Source organism: Rossellomorea sp. RS05 (assembly GCF_039822645.1).
In the GTDB taxonomy this organism is placed as follows: domain Bacteria; phylum Bacillota; class Bacilli; order Bacillales; family Bacillaceae_B; genus Rossellomorea; species Rossellomorea marisflavi_B.
In genome coordinates this window covers 42,937-61,239 of sequence record NZ_JBDKWY010000007.1, presented here as the reverse complement: position 1 = coordinate 61,239, position 18,303 = coordinate 42,937, and the positions used below count along the sequence as shown (strand labels likewise).

Below are 18,303 nucleotides of genomic sequence, written 5' to 3'. Positions count from 1 at the left end.
TGGGTGATTGAATGTATGCCCTGTGGATTTTATATAAAGAACAGTATCAATATTACAGAATCAATACGGACAGGGAAACGGTAACGATCGGGCGCAATCTCACAGATTCTGTGACCCTGTCTTCACTCCCGGCCGAGTGGGAAACGCTGTCTATTGAAAAGCTCGGCTCATCGTTCCGGATCAAAGGAGATCTGGAAGAGGATATCAAGCCCGGAAAGGAATGGACGTGCCAAGCTGGTAGTGAGAAACTTTCCATTCTCATAGCCCCGCTCACGGAAGAAGACAATGTGTACTTCATAGGTCATTTGGAAGAGATGTTCTTAGGTTCCCGAAAGGGTGCACATATCTCAATCCCTCATCACGAGGGAGAATGGTACAGGGGTGAGAACGGACGATGGATACTGCATCCAGACTCCGGATCGTATTATTTGAACGGGGAGCGGATTAGAAAAAAAACGGAGATACGCACGGGAGATATGATTTTCACCCCCTATGTGACCATCACCCTGTTGGAGGATGATCTCATTTCTATCCACGGAGTAGGGGAGATGGAGATTCATTTGCCCGAGTCCCGGCGTCCACTGTCCGAGATGAAGAAGAAGTATCCAAATTATCGTCGTACACCACGGATGGTCTATGACCTCCCGGAAGAAAAAGTACAGCTGTCGTTCCCGAGTCAGGAATCCGATGACTCGGGCCGAAGCTTGTGGATCATCATCCTGCCGCCCCTTGTCATGCTTGTTGTGATGGGCTTCATTGCCCTTGTCATTCCCAGGGGGATCTTCATCATCATCTCGCTTGTCATGTTCACCACGACATTGATTACGTCCACCGTTCAGTTCTTCAAGGATAAATCAACTAGGAAAAAGGCAAAAGAAAAGCGGGAGCGCGTATACACGAGCTATTTGAAAAACAAACGGCAGGAGCTTCAGGATCTCGCTGAGAAGCAGACCGATGTGCTCCGATTCCATTATCCGTCATATGAACGGATCAAGTATCTGACGGAAGAGCTCTCGGACCGTTTGTGGGAAAGGACCCTGGACAGCCCGGATTTCCTTGAATTCCGCCTTGGTACAGGGAAGGTTCCTGCAAGTTATACCATTTCATTGAGCTCAAGCGATATGGCCAACAGGGAAATGGATGATCTCTTGGAGCAATCTCAGAAAATGAAAGATGTCTACAGTGAAATCGACCACCTACCGGTCAAAGCGGAACTCAGTCTTGGGGCAATCGGCTTGATCGGAAAGGAAGCTGTCTACAAGAACGAAATTCATCAGATGGTTGGTCAACTTGCGTTTTTCCATAGCTATCACGATCTTCGCTTCGTGTTCATTTTTGACGAAGAAGAATATAACGAGTGGGAATGGATGAAGTATCTTCCCCACTTCCAACTCCCGCAATCCTATGCAAAAGGATTCATTTATAACGAAAAGACCCGTGATCAGATCCTGTCTTCCATCTATGAAGTGCTGAGGGAGCGGGATATAGATGATGACGCCAAGGAAAAGGTGATTTATTCACCCAACTATGTGTTCATCGTCACGAACCATCAGCTGATTTCCGACCATGTGATCCTTCAGTATCTTGAAGGGGAATATGCCCATCTCGGGATGTCCGTCATTTTCGCGGCGGAAGCAAAGGAGAGCCTGTCGGAAAATATCCATACCCTTGTCCGGTACATCAATGATCAGCAGGGTGATATCCTGATTCAAAAGAAGAAAGCGGTCAAGATCCCGTTCCGATTGGATGCTTACGACCGGGAAGGCAATGAGCGTTATGCCCGCATGCTAAGGACGCTGAACCATCAGATCGGGATGACCAATTCAATCCCGACCAGTGTATCGTTCCTGAGTATGCTCGGAACGAACGATGTTCAGCAACTTCCGATCAAGGAAAACTGGCTGACAAGGGAATCGGCCAAGTCACTCGCCGTACCGGTGGGACTGAAAGGAAAGGAAGACCTTGTGGAGTTGAATCTTCACGAAAAAGCCCATGGTCCCCACGGACTCCTTGCAGGGACTACGGGTTCAGGGAAAAGTGAGTTCCTGCAAACCTATATCCTTTCACTGGCGGTCCATTTCCACCCTCACGAAGTAGCCTTCCTCCTCATCGACTATAAGGGGGGAGGAATGGCGCAACCGTTCAAGGATATCCCGCATTTGTTGGGGACCATCACCAATATCGAAGGAAGCAAGAACTTCAGTAACCGGGCCCTTGCTTCCATCAAAAGCGAGCTGAAGCGGCGCCAGCGCCTGTTCGACCGCTATGAAGTCAACCATATCAATGATTACACCCGTTTATATAAGCAAGGGAAAACCGAAGTGCCACTTCCGCATCTCTTCCTCATTTCCGATGAGTTTGCAGAGTTGAAAAGCGAAGAACCTGACTTCATCAAAGAGCTGGTCTCCGCTGCCCGTATCGGGCGGAGCCTTGGTGTCCACTTGATCCTGGCGACTCAAAAACCTGGCGGCGTCATCGATAACCAGATCTGGAGTAATGCCCGGTTCAGGGTGGCACTGAAAGTGCAGAACTCGGAAGATAGTCGGGAAATCCTTAAAAATTCCGATGCGGCTGCCATTACCGTGACAGGCCGTGGTTATCTCCAAGTCGGAAACAATGAAGTGTACGATTTATTCCAATCGGCATGGAGCGGCGCCCCGTACCAGGAGGATTCCTTTGAAGCGGAAGATGAAGTGGCCATCGTGACCGACCTTGGTCTGATTCCACTCTCCGAGGTATCATCAAGCCCGGGCGGTCAAAAAGATGTCCAAACAGAGATCGATGCCGTCGTGGATCGCATCGAAGAAATGCAGGCCACGATGAAAATCGAGAAACTCCAGAGCCCTTGGCTCCCGCCATTGGCTGATCGATTGTACCTGCCAAGGGGGACTTCGCCAAAAGAAAACCAAGTGTTCCTGGCAACGATCGATGAACCGGAGAAACAAAGTCAATCGCCTTACTGGTATACAGTGGTCGAGGACGGCAATGTTGGCATCTTCGGATCATCCGGCTACGGGAAGACGCAAACGGCCATCACGCTCCTCATGGGGATGGCCAGGAGCCTGACCCCGGAAGAGGTTCATTATTATCTCCTCGACTTCGGCAATGGGGGCCTTCTTCCATTGAAACAGCTTCCGCACACGGCCGATTACTTCCTTATCGATCAAGAGAGGAAGATTGAAAAGTTCGTGTCGATCCTGGATGAAGAAATGGCCCACCGAAAACGCTTATTCCAGCAAAAAGAGGTAAGCTCCATCAAGATGTACAACACGGTCAGCGAAGAGAAGCTACCCCTCCTCTTCGTGACCATTGATAATTATGACATCGTCAAAGATGAAATGATGGACTTTGAAATACAGATGAATCAGCTGGCCAGGGACGGGCAATCCCTCGGGGTTTATATGCTTCTTACAGCGACCCGGGTGAACTCCGTCCGTCAATCACTGATGAATAACCTGAAGACGAAGATTGCTCACTATCTGATGGACCAAACGGAAACCCAGACCCTGGTAGGGCGCGTCGACTTCGAACCGGAAGCCATTCCGGGCCGTGCCATCGTCAAAAAGGACACGGCCTTCTTCTCCCAGATCTTCCTCCCTTCAGAAGGGAAGGACGACTATGAGCAATTGAACCGATTAAAAGAAGACGTACAGTTCCTCCGGGAGAAATATTCCGGTATGACCCTTCCAGATCCGGTTCCGATGCTTCCGACAGAGCTGACCATGGTCAATTTCACACAGTATACAGACCAAACCCAGCGGCAAGGACTGTTGCCTGTCGGCTTGAACGAAGAGACGGTCAAGCCGGTCTACGTCAATTTCCAGAAGACCAAACACTGCCTCGTCCTTGGACAAGCCCAAAAAGGGAAGACGAACGTCTTGAAGGTGATGGCCAATACGATCCTTCAACAGGATACGGAACATCTGGCTATTTTCGATTCCATCGACAGGGGTCTTATCCACATGATGAAAGAGGACAAGGTGGTTTATATGGAAAACCGCGAGCATATCGATATTTGGCTGACAAAAGCCGAAGAGATCTTCGCTGCAAGGGAAGAACAATACAACCAGTCCATCACCGACGGAAACTCCCTTCCTCAATTCCCGCCAATCTATCTCATGGCGGATGGGTATGGAAGATTCCTTCAGAATGTGGATACCAAGCTGCAGGATCGCATCGTCAAATGCATGAAGAACTACTCCCACCTGGGCTTTTATATCATCATGAGCGGCAGCAATAACGAGCTGTCCAAAGGGTATGACGCACTCACGACCGAGTTGAAGCAGATCAGGCAGGCCATCGTACTGATGAAGAAGTCCGAGCAGACCCTTTATACGCTCAGCTACGACCGTAAGGAACCCGAGATACAACCGGGCTTCGGCTATTATGTCGAAAACAGTAAGGAAATCAAATTACAAATACCACTCATGGTAACAGAAAGGAAAGTACTCGCATGACACAGAAAGTAAGCATGGTCAAACTTTTGGTAGCCATTTTAATGATCCTGGCCACACCGTTACTCTTCTTTCGTTCTGTCGGTGATAACCCCCTGAAGGTAGAGAAGAATGCCACCCAATCGATTGCCATCGTCAATGAAGATGCGGGTACGGAAGTGGAGGGGGAATCCCTGCAGTTCGGGGGTGACGTCACATCATTACTCGGTGATGATTCTTCCTACGAATGGACGGTCGTCGGAAGGAGTGCGGGGGAGAACGGCCTCGAAACATCGAAGTACGATGCAGTGGTCTACATCCCCTCCGACTTTTCCGAAAAGATCATGACCTATGATGAAGAACGCCCGGTCAAAACAAACCTGAACTTCAAAGTGCAAACCCAACTGAACTCAGTGAATAAAGAAAAGGTTCTCCGTGAAATCGAAACGGCCAGTAAAAAAGTGAACAACAAAATGTCCACCCTATACTGGAACTACGTGTCTGCGGATATGGAGAACGTCAGGGATGAATTCGATCAAATCCTTGAAAAGGAGCAAACGTTCCAGCAAACGATGCTCGCTTTCTACAAGCCGTCGTCTAAGGATCTTGCCGGCCAGATCGAACAGCAACAAAACATGCTTCTCGGCCTCCAGGAGTCCATCAAGCAGGCAGACAGCCGTGTGCCTGAACAGGAAAATACCCTTGAGTCATTCCAGAATAGGCTGACTCAATTCGTTGAGTATGTCGACCAATACCGGGAATACCAGGATAATCAAAAGCAGCTCCTTGCCGAGGTGCAATCCCAGTCGGTACAAATGATCGACGAATCCACTCAAAACGCCCAGCCGATGTATATGAAGCAAAAAGAGCTGTTCGGACAGCAGGGCAGCCAAATCGATAACGGCATGGAGCAGCTGAATGCCAAAATGAAAGACAATCAGAATGCGTTTGCTGCGCTGAAGGAGAATCGAATGGCAGAGGTCGACCGCCAAGTACAAGACTTCTACAGCTTCCAGAACCGAGTATTGGATTATTACCAGCAACTGCAGGATACAAGGAAATTGGATAATCTGCAGGGTACGATCCAGGAATGGAACAATAAAATTTCCTCCGGGGACGGAGTAATCTTTGATCCACCAGTAAAGCCAGAAATGCCAGAGGAATCCGAGGGTGAGAATGAAAACCCGGGCAATCCAGGAAACCCTGATGCACCTGGTGAAGACAACGGTGAAACCCCAGAGGAAGGAGATGGACCGGGTAAACCGGGAGATTCTGCACCTTTACCGCCTGACTTGAATCCGGAGATTGTAGAGCTTAATGAGATTTCCGCAGGGATGACAGCCATTCAAGGAATACTTACCGGGGAGGAATTACCTACTCCTGAACAGTTGACCGAAACGGTAAAAAATCTGACGTCACTCAGTGAGCGCCTGGCCGGCGTGAAGTCAAGCCTCGACCAAAAGAACACGAACACAGAAAATCCCCTTCAGAAAGAAGTGGATAAACTTCTTAAGGAAGTAGAGGCTCTAACAAATCAGAACAGCGGTCTCGGTGAGCGTATCAAAGAGCTCGAAGCAAGGGTGACCGGACTGCTAGCAGATAAAGAAGCGTTGAAAAAGCATATCGAAGAACTGAACGAGAACAATGACATTCTGACGAAGCAACTGGAAATGTTCTCGGACAACATCATGAATATCGTCGGAGAGATTGATGCCAAGGAAGCATCCATTCTTCAGTCACCGGCACTTTCCTCCAAGCGAAAAGAAGATCTTGGCGGCTATTTCGCAAGGGACATCAATAATTATAAGCTCATGGACTTGATCAAATACTATGCGTACTTGGATCAGTATGAAGCTGTATTGAATGGGATGCTCAAGGAAAATGGAGTGAAGAAGACCGTACTGGATGATGAAGATGTACGAAAAGAAGTCATGGGGATCCTTTCTGTAACGGATGGAGAAAAAGCCATGTGGGAAGACATGAATACGAATAGGCTTCTTACAACCCAGGATGGACTCAATACACTTCAGGACTCCTTCACCGTCTTCATGGCAGAGTATAATGAAACGCTCAATAATAACCAAAAACAACTCACAGAAAACCTGAACGCCATCAGCCAGGATGCCGGGAAAGTGCTTCAGCGCATCCAACAGCCTGACCAAACCGCTCCGGCTCCGAATAATGGGGCATCAGGCACGGAAGTTGTTGGAAATCAGCAGCAGGTTGTGAGTGAAGTCAAGATGATCCATTCGTTCCTGACGAATGTGCAGGATAATCAAAGTACGATTGTATCCTATACGACGGATCTGCAATCCAATGTCGCCAACGTGCAAAATGATGCCGATACGCTGAACAATAAGTGGGCGACGAATGTCGCATCGACACAAATGGTGCGGGATGATGTATTCAGCATCCTTGGAAATGCATTTGTGGACGGACAATCCAATGGATACGTATATGACTTCCTGACTAATCCATTGAAGGTGAGCGGAGATGTTCCTCAGGAGAAGAAGGACAGCGTGATTCCTCCGGTCGTCATCCTGTTCATCATCCTGATCTCGAGCCTTATGATCGGCTATACAAGCTATTACTTCCAGCGTGTACCGCTCTGGCTCCAGGGAGTGCTGTTCCTCCTGCTGAATTTGATTGTAGGATTCCTGATCAGTCTTTACGGACTTGATATCTATTCCCTCGGAGAATCGCGCGAAGTGGAGTGGACGGTCTTCACCATCCTGCTCCTGCTAACAGGTTCAGGACTTGTCCGGATGGGCTTTGTCACTCATCGCCTCTTGGGCTGGTTCATCTCAGTCGCGATCGTTGCTCTGTTTGTCACGCCGCTTCTCGCTCTTTCAACGCCGAACTTCAGCTTTAAAGATCCGATGTCGACGGTGTATCTATCGATTCAATACGGCACGGATTCCAAGTTCGGACAGGCCGCTCTCATCATGGGCCTCATCCTGGCAGCGCTTGTCGTTCTACAAGTGCTCCTGGGGCGCAATAAGGGCCATGGAGGGGACGCCAAGGGTAATGAAGCCTATGAAGGTTAAAATCCTTCTGGTGGCCATTCTCGCGAGCCTCTTCATTATGGGGGCTCCGGTACAGGCCAATACGGATATCGAAGACCTCGTCCCGAATGATTATCAGGACAATAAGTTCCGGAAAAATACAGACCTGATCCATGAAAGGAATCTGTATAACAACGAACGAAGCAATATTCCTGAAGAGCAAAAGGGATTGACCTTTGATGGCACCGGGAGTGATACATCGGAAGAAAGATTGGAAGCCCTCTTTCAGGGGACGGAAAAAGATACGAATACCATCAAGGCAAAAGCCGATAATCTCAAGCTCTTCAGTGAAACTGAAACGGCCAAATTGGGCTCGTTGGAAGAGCAGGGTGAGAATTCATCCTCTCTTTCTCTTCTCATCATCATTTTTGCAGGGATTTGTATCGTGCTCCTCATTGTGGTGATGATCGCCTGGGCACGTACAGGTCAGAACGTGAAAAAAGCGTAGTCGAATATGAAAAAGCCGGGAATCGAACCACGATTCCCGGCTTTTTCACTTTTTCGTGCTATTCAGCTCTTTCTTCACTCATAAAAGCATGTGTATTCCCTTCAGAATCCCTGAAAAAACACATCCACGTTTCAACACCATCCATCTTGGACACCACATGTGGTTCCCCGGAGACTTCCACACCTTTATTCCTTAACTCCAAATAAGCTGTACGTGTACTCTCCACATTGAAATAAACAACGGAGCTAGGATGGTCGTATTCCTGCTTCTCCGGCAAGGTGAGGAGGATCCTAACGTCGCCTGATTGCAGGAAGGCCATTGTATTCGTATGGAAGAGAAGCGGGAGCCCCAGGGTTCCCTGGTAAAAGGCTGTCGCTCTCTCGATATTTTTGACGGGTATCCCGACTTGTCCGACTGAATTGATCATGATATGTCCACCTTTCATGTGTTTCTCACATCGTAATTGATTTTTGCACCCGGTTCTTATCAAAAATCACCTTTTTTAAAATATTGCCTGGGTGATAATCCCGTATGCTGCCTAAAAGAACGGCTGAAGGATGCCGAATTTGTAAACCCGAGATCATATGCCATCTCCGTGTAGGATGTAGAGGATTCTTTCAGAAGGCGTTTGGCACTTTCCATTCGGTACAATAACAGGTGCTGTTTTGGCGTGACTCCGAACAATTGCCTGTAGGTTCTCAGCAAGTGATTGGCAGAGAGGCAGGCAATCCTTGAAATGTCCTCTAGGGTAATGGCTGTTTGGCAGTAGGCACGTATGTATTCGTTGGCCAGGATGAGCCTTTTGAATAGTTCTTCACGGGTCGACCGCTTTAAAGAAGATAATCGTTCCAGCTCTTGAGGAATAGTGGTTTGATCGGCCAGGATGGCTTCCATGACGGGATAAAAAGACTCTTCAAGTTCTCTTTCGCGATGGGTATGCTTCATCAGCTTAAGCATCTTCTCAAAATGAGGCCCGAGACGATAGGTCTTTTCAAAAAATCCATCACCTCCGACCGGTTTGAAAGGATCTGTGAGCAATTGGTCCTGTGAGGCTTCCAGGCTCCGAGACACTTCTGAAGTAAAGCCTGATCGGAAGAAGAGGCAGAAGGATTCAACAGGCTCCTTTTCCTCGATATGTAGGGAATATTCGCCCTCATTCACGAGAAGATATCGGTTTCCTTCTACGCTGTAGAAGCCGCCGTTCGCTTCATAGAGAGCCCGTCCTCCTCGGAAGGTTTTAATGGACATCTGTCCCGTTCCTTCCCAATGAAAATCCTTCCCCCACGCATGAAGTACATAGTTTCGATTCATGATCCTCACCTCTTCCATCATTATACAATAATGATTGCTCCAAAGAATGAAAAATGCGCCCCTTCATAGGACGCTACGCGGTATTATTTTTCTTCTTTTCGCATGGTGAAGACCTTCTTGTCCACTTCCAGGGCATTCAGGACGCGGGGGAAGCCTGTGTATGGAATCAAATGGATGATGGCTTCTACAATTTCCTTTGCCGTCAGTCCGGATGCCTTAAATTGCTTCCCGAGCATTCATCCTTCCTCATAATGGTGCACTCCTGACGCTTCTGGCAGTCACTGGGGTCACGCATAAGGAAACCTATAAAGACGGATTCATCGTAGGGGTGTCATTCCTACAATCGCCGTCATCGTTGCCATCATCATTTAGAACAGACTGTAAGTATTGGCCAAAAGGAAAAATGGGTAAAAGAAAACAGATATCTAACCTATAAGGAGTGTTTGAATCATGGTAAACGACAAAGTAGTAGTCATCACAGGATCAGCAAGTGGAATTGGATACGAGATTGGTAAAACCTTCGCCGAAAATGGAAGTAAAGTCGTATTGACCGACCTCAACGAAGATTGTGTCAAAGCTTCAGCGCATGAATTGAAAGATCTTGGATATGAAGCTCTCGGTTTGAAAGCAGATGTCACCAGTGAAGAAGACATTAAGAATATGATCCAGGCAGCGCATAAAGAATATTGTCGCATCGACGTTCTCATCAACAATGCCGGTCTTCAACACGTATCCCCAATTGAAGAATTCCCGACAGAGAAATTCGAGTTGATGATCAAAATCATGCTGACAGCGCCATTTGTCGCTATTAAACACGTTCTTCCCATCATGAAAGAGCAGAAGTTCGGACGCATCCTCAATATCTCTTCCATCAATGGATTGATCGGATTTGCAGGTAAAGCAGCCTATAATAGTGCCAAACACGGTGTCATCGGGCTTACGAAAGTAGCGGCTCTTGAATCCGCAGCTGATGGTGTAACCGTCAATTCGATCTGTCCGGGATATGTGGACACACCCCTCGTTCGTGGACAAATGAAGGATATTGCAAACTCTAGAAATGTACCAGTAGAAAAAGTCCTTGAAGAAGTCATCTATCCTCTCGTTCCACAAAAACGGTTGTTGGATGTAAAAGAAATCGCTGATTACGCTATGTTCCTATCTAGCGATCAAGCAAAAAGTGTAACAGGCCAAGCCGTTGTCATCGATGGTGGATATACAGCTCAATAATTCAAAAGAAGGCCGTCGTAAAAGGTTTGCACCCTTTTCGGCGGGCTTTTTTTGTTGACTTGATGTAGATGATTTTCTAGGTCGACTATTCACCATACTGAATCTTTACTACACTGGTGTGAGGTTGTGAAAAATGGGAGGAATTAAATTGAGGATTGTATACTCAGGGACGTTAAAAACATCGCATATTCCCTTTCTAGTAAATGTGATACCAGGGGAGGGGAGTGGGGAACTGCTCTCCTTACAGGAATCTGTCCGAACTGCACTGAAGGAACCTGCCATACTTCAGCCTCTCTCTGAAGAGGAGTTCGACCATATTCTGGCTGGAAACGGGTTGATTTTTGGGGTCTAAGTCGAAGGTGAGCTCGTTGGAGCAAGAGCGGTCATATTTTCTGCCATCGATGAAGATCACTTGGGCAATGATGTGGGGATTCCACGTTCGGAATGGCCAAAAGTAGTGTATCAGGAGATCTCTCTTGTATCTGAGAATGTACGCGGCAATGGATTGAAGAAACTCCTAGGCCAACTGATCATGGAAGAACTGAAGAGCCGGACGGATGAATTTAAGTATGTCTGCTGTACCGTTGCCCTATATAATATTCCAAGTTTAAAAGATAAATTTAATCAGGGACTGGCCATTGGCGACCTTAAACAAAAATACGGAGGCAATTGGCGATACATCTTCTTCAAGAATCTCAAGGAGGAGTTTGAAATTCTTCTTCCTTTTAAGGAAGTATCCATGAAGAAATTCAAGGAACAACAGGATCTGCTAAAAGCAGGGTGGAGGGGGGTCTCTTTAACCGAAGATCATGGGGAATGGAAATTGATTTTCGGTAAAAACAAGAACGGATAACCCTTCCATTTTAATGAAAAAAACACCCTTAGATCACATGTAAACAAAAAAGTTTACATGTTTACAAAAATGTACACGGTTGTATTCAAAAATGTATACAAGTATACAAAGAAGTACACAATTTGATTTGAAAGCATGTGTACAAAAAACGTATACAACGAGACAAAATTGTAAACAAGTACAGGATGCTTCTTCCAAAATTAAAGATAGAAAGTAGGATTGACCGCGCTCTTTCTATCCATTACTCTGAAAGTAAGAGTTCTAATTTTACAAATTCTTACTCGGGAAAGGATGGCTAGTATGACAACGACTCGTATTGCCGCTATTGATGTAGGTAACGACTCTCTTAAAGGTGTATTCGGAAAATTGGAAGCAGAAGTAAACATCCCTAATGTCATTGCAAGGGATATTGAAGATCGTCCCATCATCGGGATTGAAGAGCTGGACGCTCAAAGTCCACTAGACGGTATACATATCCGTGTCCACTCCCCTACTCTCAAAGATAACAATGCAATCTATCGTGTAGGAAATCTTGCAACAAAAAGCACGAACTCTACAGAACTCGATCCAGGAAGCAGCAAATCGGAAGAAGATCAAACGCTCGTCATGCTCTTCGCTTCCCTTGCATTGGATGCAGCTGGACACGATGGATTTAAAAAGAATAATAAAGTAATTGAAGCAAATTATACCCTTGGTACCGGACTTCCGCTTCGTGAAGTAAAGGAAGGGAAGGATGTTGGATACCGTTCAAAACTTCTTGGGTCTGTCCATCAGGTAGAATTCCTTGTGACACCTCAATATCAGGGTGTGAAGGTCAATATACGCTTTGATGAAGTGAAGGTCTATCCGGAAGGTTTCGCGGCGTTCATTAATTTGGTAATGGATAACAACGGGAACATCATTAATAAAGAACTGATCGATAAGCGCATCCTGATTCAGGATATCGGAGGTCTCTCGACTGATATCGCCGTCATTAAAGACCGTAAAGTCGACGATGACAAAGCCCAAGGATTTAATCTAGGGGTCTCTGAGTCACTCGAATTGATCAGGGAAGAAATCCGTTCCCGTCACGGCGTGGAGCTTGACAGCAGACGCGACGTCGTAGAAATCATAACGAAGAAAAGCGACCGCAATCACATTATGGTGAAGGGAAGCAGGACAAGTGTCCACGATATAGTGGATCGCATCATGCTTGAACTGGCCAAAAAGCAATATCGCCATCTCAGAAATATGTGGCAAAAGAATTCTCAAACCGAAATATGCTATTTCATCGGGGGCGGTTCAAGTGTCCTGAAGGAATATATCAAGACGTTGAACAACAATCTTGATGGCTATAACATCGACTTTTTCGAGGATGAAAAAGAGAGTATCTGGATGATGGTCCATGCCTACTACAAGCTCATCTCTGACTATGTAAGAAAGAGTGAAAAAGCCGATAAAGTGAAAGAAGAACAAAAACTGGCGAAATCAAAATAGGGTGATGATATGAACGGAAAAGGGATGTCGAGAGGGCAACCAATTACTTTCAGGATTCCTTCAGATACTCCGGATCACATATTGAAACATCTTCAGAAGCTCAAAGAAACGGAGAGGCGCAATTTCTCCAGTCGTATCGCTGAGCTCGTTGTTAACGGCGTGAACGAGAACCTCTCCAAACAGCGGGAAGCCATCACGATTCCCTTGCCGAAGGGGCTTGATAAGTCTCAACGAGATTGGTTGAAACATGAGCATTCGGAGGCGCTGCTTGGCAGCATTGTGTACCAGTTGCTGTCGAATCCTGTTAGAACAGCTTCATTACTCGCATCCTTGAACAGCAGTTCCCTCAATATAGACGAGGCGCTCTATCTTCAAGAAGAGGCGGCTGGTGCCACCTTCGAACCTGTGGAAGAAGATGCCTCGGTTGAGGAATTCAATCCTCCTCCATCGGATGAAGATCTTGATCAATTCGACTGGGAAAGTGCGATGAAACCTGAGGAACCGGTAGCGGATGAATCTGAAGAAGAGAGTCTCGACGATCTTCTGGGTGATTTCTTATCACAAATGAATAAATGAAAGAAGGCTGCATCCTTTTGGGTGCAGCCTTTTTTCTTTAGATCAAACGATTTACTGATAGAGGCATTCTACGAAGATGAACCCATTCAATGAGCAGGAAATTTGATTGTTGATATTTGTAACGTATTTGTAATATAACTGTCTGAACGCATGAAAGTGCGAGTATTCGCAAGGGTTTGTAAGCCTTGGAATATTACATGTCGACTGGATTCGTCAAAAGATGCATCTGAAATAGTCTTTACCCATTATTTTCTGGTTTAGGGGTAGATGATATGGAGGTAAACATCGACTAAATTGAATAGATACTTGAGCATGACGAATTGGAGGGTCAGTTTGAATGAGCATTCAAAAGAGCACAGACAGTTCGAGCCTGGCAGAGGTGATCGACCGGATATTGGATAAAGGCATTGTCATCGATGCATTTGCAAGAGTATCCCTGGTCGGGATAGAGATCCTCACCGTGGAGGCCAGGGTGGTCATCGCTAGTGTGGATACGTGGCTTCGATATGCAGAAGCAGTGGGCCTCCTGCGGGATGAAGTCGAAAAAGAAGGAATCGGGAACCGGACCTCATCGAATGAATCATTCAGCGTGTAAAGCAGTATATGAAATACAACAAAATACGACGAGAAAAGAGGATGGGCATGGCAAGTAACAAACAATCAGAAGAAAAGAAGCAGACAGAATCTACAGAAGAAAACACGAACGGATCAATGCAATATGCCATCATCGGCGGAGTGGTCGGAGCCGGACTTGGATTGCTCTCGAATCCGGGTACGACGAAAAAGATGGCAGCAAGCCTTGGGAAATCTGAACTGATGAAGGCAGCTACAAAGGAACTAAGAAGGACGGCCCAGGAGTTCGTCACAGAACAGGCGATGATCTCCCTCAGACAAACAGCTTCGGGCTACTTCAGCAAAATGGACAGTGGGGTTCTGTCCCCACTGAAGAATAAGCTGACTGAAAAGAAGGACTCGGGTGAAAACGAATCCCAAAACGACGAAATCAAGCAGATCAAAGAAGATAATCAGGATTTGAATGAACGCCTCGAACGAATTGAAGAAATGTTGAATAAACTTGTCGACTCCAAGAAATAGTAGGTGATCCCGTGGGGAATCCCATTAAAAAAGCAGCGACAAAAACGGCGAAAAAAGCCTATGAACATGCTCCGGAATCCGTAAAGGATAAGCTCAAGGACAAGGCCAAGGAAAAAGCGGTCGAAAAAGTGGAAGAAACCGTCCAATCCAAAGCAAAGAAAGCATCCGGAAAGCTCAAGGACGCCAAGGAGAAGAACGCTGATAAAGTCCATGGCAAAGCAGATAATGCAGAAGACAAGGTGCAGGATGTCCTGTTATCTGTACGTGAAAAATTAAAGAAGGCCAAGGAAGCGGGCGAAGCATTTCAGGAAAAGATGTCTTCTTCGGATGACCGGGGTGGAAAGGGCGCCAAGAACTTAAAAGGCGTCAGTAGCATCAAAAGCTCGCAGTCTATCAAGAGCTCTACGGATATCAAAAGCTCGGAAAACATCAAATCGTCCAAGGATATTAAAACCATTACTTCATAAGGAGGAATTTAGGTATGGCGATTCAAAAAAGTACGGATAGTTCCAGTTTGGCAGAGGTCATTGACCGCATTTTGGATAAGGGGATCGTAATTGACGCATTCGCGAGGGTTTCGGTTGTTGGGATAGAGATCTTGACCATCGAGGCGAGAGTCGTGATAGCGAGTGTAGATACGTGGTTGCGTTACGCAGAAGCTGTCGGGTTGCTCCGTGATGAAGTACAGGAAGAAGGATTGGCAACGCAGTCCAATGAACGGAACTCACAGTTCAGCATCTAACCTATTTCACCTGATGCAGTCAGGCGTTCAAGCTGGGAGGACATTATGGAAATCACTGAAATCATGAAAAGTGTAAAAGGATTCTTCGAAGAACATGTAGCTCCGGTCCATAAGGTTACATCTGTTGAAATGACGGAAGATGAGGGCTGGAGGCTCACAGTGGAAGTAGTCGAAGAGAAAGAATATATGAAACGATACGCAAAAGATGAAATGCTCGGAACGTATGATGTCCTCCTCAATCAAGACAAGGAGGTCATCTCCTTCAAACGGAAGGACGTCAGGTACAGGAGTGCCATCGGGCAGGAAATGTAGATTCGGGAGGAATGGGTAGTGACGGTTTTAACCCAGAAGATCCAAAAAGGCAGCAAATCGTATGTCCAAGATGAAGGGACCACCGACTTGATCAGCCGCTCAATGAGTTATTTGAAGCTTGGTTATCCTGTCCATTTCACGGGGCCATCCGGTACAGGGAAGACGTCCCTCGCCCTCACGCTGGCAAAGAAAAGAAGGCGTCCGGTCATGCTGATGCATGGAAATCACGAACTGAACAACAGTGATCTTATCGGTGATTTCATTGGTTATTCAAGCAAACAGACAGTGGATAACTACGTCAGATCTGTTTATAAGAAAGATGAACAGGTCACAGAGAACTGGAGGGACGGTCGTCTCCTGGAAGCTGTCAAAAATGGATATACGCTTGTATACGATGAATTCACCCGTTCCGAACCGACAACGAATAATCTTTTCCTCTCCATATTGGAAGAAGGGATCATTCCACTCTACGGTTCGAAACGGACGGAGCCATTCATCAGGGTTCATCCTGAATTCCGGATGATCTTCACAAGCAACCCATCTGAGTATGCAGGCGTATACAAAACACAGGATGCCCTTCTGGACCGTTTGATCACGATCCCGATCGGTTTCAAGACCAGTGAGGAAGAAGCACATATCGTTTCTGAGAAAGTGGATCTTGTGCTTTCAGAAGCTCGTGAGATTACGGAATTGATTGCAGAGCTTCGCAGTCATTGCCGCGATGGACTCGGCGGGCCAAGCCTGCGCGCCTCCCTGATGATCGCACGGATCGCACTGGAACAGGACATTCCCATACAAGGGGAAGATCAGGATTTTCAGCGCCTTTGTTTGGATATTACGACCCATTCACTGAGCCGCAGTATTGAATCCGATCACCCTGAAGAAGAAGCGAAGAAAATCGTATTGGAAGCTTGCAAGAACATGACGTCAAAGGAGAATTCAGATGAGTGAAGAAACAGGGATTTATATCTTTTGTGCCATCGGGCATGAAGGGGAAATGGATTTAGGCAAAGTGGAACTGGAAGGGGAAGATCGGGACACCTTCCTGATTTCCTATAAAGATGCATCCATGGTGGCAGCAGAGGTCCCTCAGAAAATCTATCATCCCAAACGGGAGAACCTCATGATGCATCAACAAGTCATCTCCAGGGTGATGGAACAGAGTGACACGGTCGTTCCCATCAGCTTTGGGAACGTATTCCGATCTAAGGAAGACGTGGAGGCCCTCCTTGAAAACCTTTATCCGCAGTTTGAAACGTTATTCCCTGCCATTAAAGGAAAAATCGAGATTGGCTTAAAAGTCATCGGGAAATCTGAGTGGCTGGAATCAGTCGTAAAAGAATCTCCCGGTGTCGAAAAAATGTCGACATCACTGAAAGGGAAATCTGAATCTGCTGGGTACTATGAACGCATTCAGCTTGGTGGGATGGCTCAAAAAGTATTCCAGAACCTTCAGACAGAGGTGAAATCAGACATTTTTGCTCCTCTCCAGGAAGCAGCTGAATCGGCAAAAGCCAATGATCCATCAAGTGAGCGTATGCTTCTGAATGCAGCCTTCTTGATTGACCGGGGTAAAGAAAAGGAATTCGATGAATTGGTCAACAAGGCACATGAGGCCTGGAAGGATAAAGCGGATTTCAATTACAGCGGTCCATGGCCAGCCTATAACTTCGTCAATATCAGATTGAAGGTGGAGGAAGCCTAATGCTTCACAAACTTGTATCGGCACCCTTGAATCTCGTCATAAAGGTCGGTGAGAAAATCAAGGAAGAAGCAGATAAAGAGCTCTACGACCTGCCGACCATCCAGCAAAAGCTGATTCAGTTACAGATGATGTTCGAACTCGGAGAGATTTCTGAAGAAGCCTTTCAAGTTAAAGAAGATGAACTTCTGATGCGATATGAAATAGCGAAAACAAAGGAAATGGAACAATGGGAAGATTTAACCAAGAAGAAAGGAGGTTAGCTCGTATGCTCTACTTGTACGCATTGGTCCCTTCAAGTGAAGTGGAGGTTGAGCCCGTCCCGACCATGAAGGGATTCGACGGGGAACATGATATTTATGCGTTGGATATAAAGGGGATTACAGCCATCGTATGTGGCCTACCCGATGAAGAGTACTCAGAATCGGTCCTCCAGGACAAGATTGAAAACGACATGGAGTGGCTGCAGGATAAGGCGTTCCATCATCACGAAACGGTTTTGATGATGTCGAAGCGTTATACCATCATTCCCCTGAAGTTCTGCACGATCTACAAGCATGAAGACAGTTTGAAAGAAAAAGTAGGGAAGCATCTTTCCTCTCTGAAGGACGCATTCACGGATTTAGAAGGCAAGGAAGAATGGAATGTAAAAATCTATTGTGACGATAAACGCCTTAAGGAAACAATCAGTCATCCCTCCATCACGGAGAAGTGGGAGGAAATCAAACAGCTCCCTAAGGGAAGACAGTTTTTCGAAAAAAAGAAAATGCAACAGCTTGAAAATAAAGTGATTGAAAATGAAAAGAACCGTATGTGCGAGGAGTTTCATGAACGGCTGAAATCATACGCAACCGAGGGAACGGTGAAAAAAAACTGGGGTAAGGATGTTACTGGCCGAGCTGAACAGATGGCTTGGAATAGCGTCTACTTCCTTCCAAAAGAGGGAGTCGATCGGTTCGTTGATGAAATCAAACAGTCTGAAAGCAAGTGGAAGGAAGCGGGCTGGACATTCGAAGCAACAGGTCCCTGGCCACCCTATCATTTTTCAAGTTTCTCATAGAAT

18 protein-coding genes and 2 pseudogenes are annotated in these 18,303 nt (G+C 46.5%); 17 read left to right on the top strand and 3 right to left on the bottom strand.

The window, feature by feature from the left end:
- Nucleotides 1-11: 11 nt before the first annotated feature.
- From essC to essA, 3 genes are read left to right on the top strand one after another with little or no spacing between them, the layout of a single operon-like run.
- On the top strand, nt 12-4,457 hold the full coding sequence (gene essC / locus ABJ225_RS16600) for a type VII secretion protein EssC (RefSeq protein ID WP_347321124.1): 4,446 nt from the start codon (nt 12-14) through the stop codon (nt 4,455-4,457).
- Nucleotides 4,454-7,480 carry a type VII secretion protein EsaA gene (gene esaA / locus ABJ225_RS16595; protein WP_347321123.1) on the top strand — a complete coding sequence of 1,009 codons (3,027 nt, stop codon included), beginning with the start codon at nt 4,454-4,456 and terminating at the stop codon, nt 7,478-7,480. Before essC ends, esaA begins: the two co-directional genes overlap by 4 nt.
- Entirely contained in the window at nt 7,470-7,946 is a 477-nt protein-coding gene (gene essA / locus ABJ225_RS16590) for a type VII secretion protein EssA (protein ID WP_347321122.1), read from the top strand. The genes esaA and essA overlap by 11 nt, the downstream gene beginning before the upstream one ends.
- Nucleotides 7,947-8,004: 58 nt before the next feature.
- On the opposite strand, the gene ABJ225_RS16585 is transcribed toward essA, so the two are convergent.
- The 3 genes and pseudogenes from ABJ225_RS16585 to ABJ225_RS16575 form a co-directional block, all read right to left on the bottom strand.
- Nucleotides 8,005-8,373, bottom strand: a complete 369-nt coding sequence (locus ABJ225_RS16585) for a VOC family protein (RefSeq protein WP_347321121.1) — start codon at nt 8,371-8,373, stop codon at nt 8,005-8,007.
- Nucleotides 8,374-8,432: 59 nt separating this feature from the next.
- On the bottom strand, nt 8,433-9,257 hold the full coding sequence (locus ABJ225_RS16580) for a helix-turn-helix domain-containing protein (protein WP_347321120.1): 825 nt from the start codon (nt 9,255-9,257) through the stop codon (nt 8,433-8,435).
- Between the two features lie 83 nt (nt 9,258-9,340).
- Nucleotides 9,341-9,469: pseudogene (locus tag ABJ225_RS16575) on the bottom strand (carboxymuconolactone decarboxylase family protein); the annotation flags it as partial.
- An 8-nt stretch (nt 9,470-9,477) separates the two neighbouring features.
- On the opposite strand from ABJ225_RS16575, the pseudogene ABJ225_RS16570 reads away from it, so the two are divergent.
- The 14 genes and pseudogenes from ABJ225_RS16570 to ABJ225_RS16505 all read left to right on the top strand — a co-directional run.
- Nucleotides 9,478-9,629, top strand: a pseudogene (locus ABJ225_RS16570) (GntP family permease); the annotation flags it as partial.
- Between the two features lie 78 nt (nt 9,630-9,707).
- Nucleotides 9,708-10,484, top strand: coding sequence for a 3-hydroxybutyrate dehydrogenase (locus ABJ225_RS16565; protein ID WP_347321119.1), 777 nt, complete (start codon nt 9,708-9,710; stop codon nt 10,482-10,484).
- Between the two features lie 412 nt (nt 10,485-10,896).
- A complete protein-coding gene (locus ABJ225_RS16560; protein ID WP_347321118.1) occupies nt 10,897-11,337 on the top strand; it encodes a hypothetical protein in 441 nt (146 codons plus the stop codon).
- 300 nt (nt 11,338-11,637) lie between these two features.
- Nucleotides 11,638-12,813, top strand: coding sequence for a ParM/StbA family protein (locus ABJ225_RS16555; protein WP_218246720.1), 1,176 nt, complete (start codon nt 11,638-11,640; stop codon nt 12,811-12,813).
- A gap of 9 nt (nt 12,814-12,822) precedes the next feature.
- Nucleotides 12,823-13,389, top strand: coding sequence for a hypothetical protein (locus ABJ225_RS16550; RefSeq protein ID WP_218246719.1), 567 nt, complete (start codon nt 12,823-12,825; stop codon nt 13,387-13,389).
- A 337-nt stretch (nt 13,390-13,726) separates the two neighbouring features.
- Nucleotides 13,727-13,984, top strand: coding sequence for a gas vesicle protein GvpJ (gvpJ, locus tag ABJ225_RS16545; protein ID WP_056539406.1), 258 nt, complete (start codon nt 13,727-13,729; stop codon nt 13,982-13,984).
- A gap of 47 nt (nt 13,985-14,031) precedes the next feature.
- Nucleotides 14,032-14,484, top strand: a complete 453-nt coding sequence (gene gvpT, locus ABJ225_RS16540) for a GvpT/GvpP family gas vesicle accessory protein (protein WP_079514184.1) — start codon at nt 14,032-14,034, stop codon at nt 14,482-14,484.
- A gap of 11 nt (nt 14,485-14,495) precedes the next feature.
- Entirely contained in the window at nt 14,496-14,951 is a 456-nt protein-coding gene (gene gvpQ, locus ABJ225_RS16535) for a gas vesicle protein GvpQ (RefSeq protein ID WP_218246718.1), read from the top strand.
- Nucleotides 14,952-14,965: 14 nt separating this feature from the next.
- Nucleotides 14,966-15,226 carry a gas vesicle protein GvpJ gene (gvpJ, locus tag ABJ225_RS16530; protein ID WP_048004757.1) on the top strand — a complete coding sequence of 87 codons (261 nt, stop codon included), beginning with the start codon at nt 14,966-14,968 and terminating at the stop codon, nt 15,224-15,226.
- A 45-nt stretch (nt 15,227-15,271) separates the two neighbouring features.
- Nucleotides 15,272-15,538: a gas vesicle protein GvpO gene (gene gvpO, locus ABJ225_RS16525; RefSeq protein WP_048004758.1), complete on the top strand. Its 267-nt coding sequence runs from the start codon at nt 15,272-15,274 to the stop codon at nt 15,536-15,538.
- 18 nt (nt 15,539-15,556) lie between these two features.
- Complete coding sequence (gene gvpN / locus ABJ225_RS16520) at nt 15,557-16,489, top strand: gas vesicle protein GvpN (RefSeq protein ID WP_053429726.1); 933 nt, start codon at nt 15,557-15,559, stop codon at nt 16,487-16,489.
- Nucleotides 16,482-17,243 (top strand): GvpL/GvpF family gas vesicle protein, encoded by a 762-nt coding sequence (locus ABJ225_RS16515; protein WP_347321117.1) that lies wholly within the window; start codon nt 16,482-16,484, stop codon nt 17,241-17,243. Before gvpN ends, ABJ225_RS16515 begins: the two co-directional genes overlap by 8 nt.
- Complete coding sequence (locus ABJ225_RS16510) at nt 17,243-17,503, top strand: gas vesicle protein GvpG (protein ID WP_048004761.1); 261 nt, start codon at nt 17,243-17,245, stop codon at nt 17,501-17,503. The genes ABJ225_RS16515 and ABJ225_RS16510 overlap by 1 nt, the downstream gene beginning before the upstream one ends.
- A 5-nt stretch (nt 17,504-17,508) precedes the next feature.
- On the top strand, nt 17,509-18,300 hold the full coding sequence (locus ABJ225_RS16505; protein WP_286188324.1) for a GvpL/GvpF family gas vesicle protein: 792 nt from the start codon (nt 17,509-17,511) through the stop codon (nt 18,298-18,300).
- Nucleotides 18,301-18,303 lie beyond the last annotated feature (3 nt).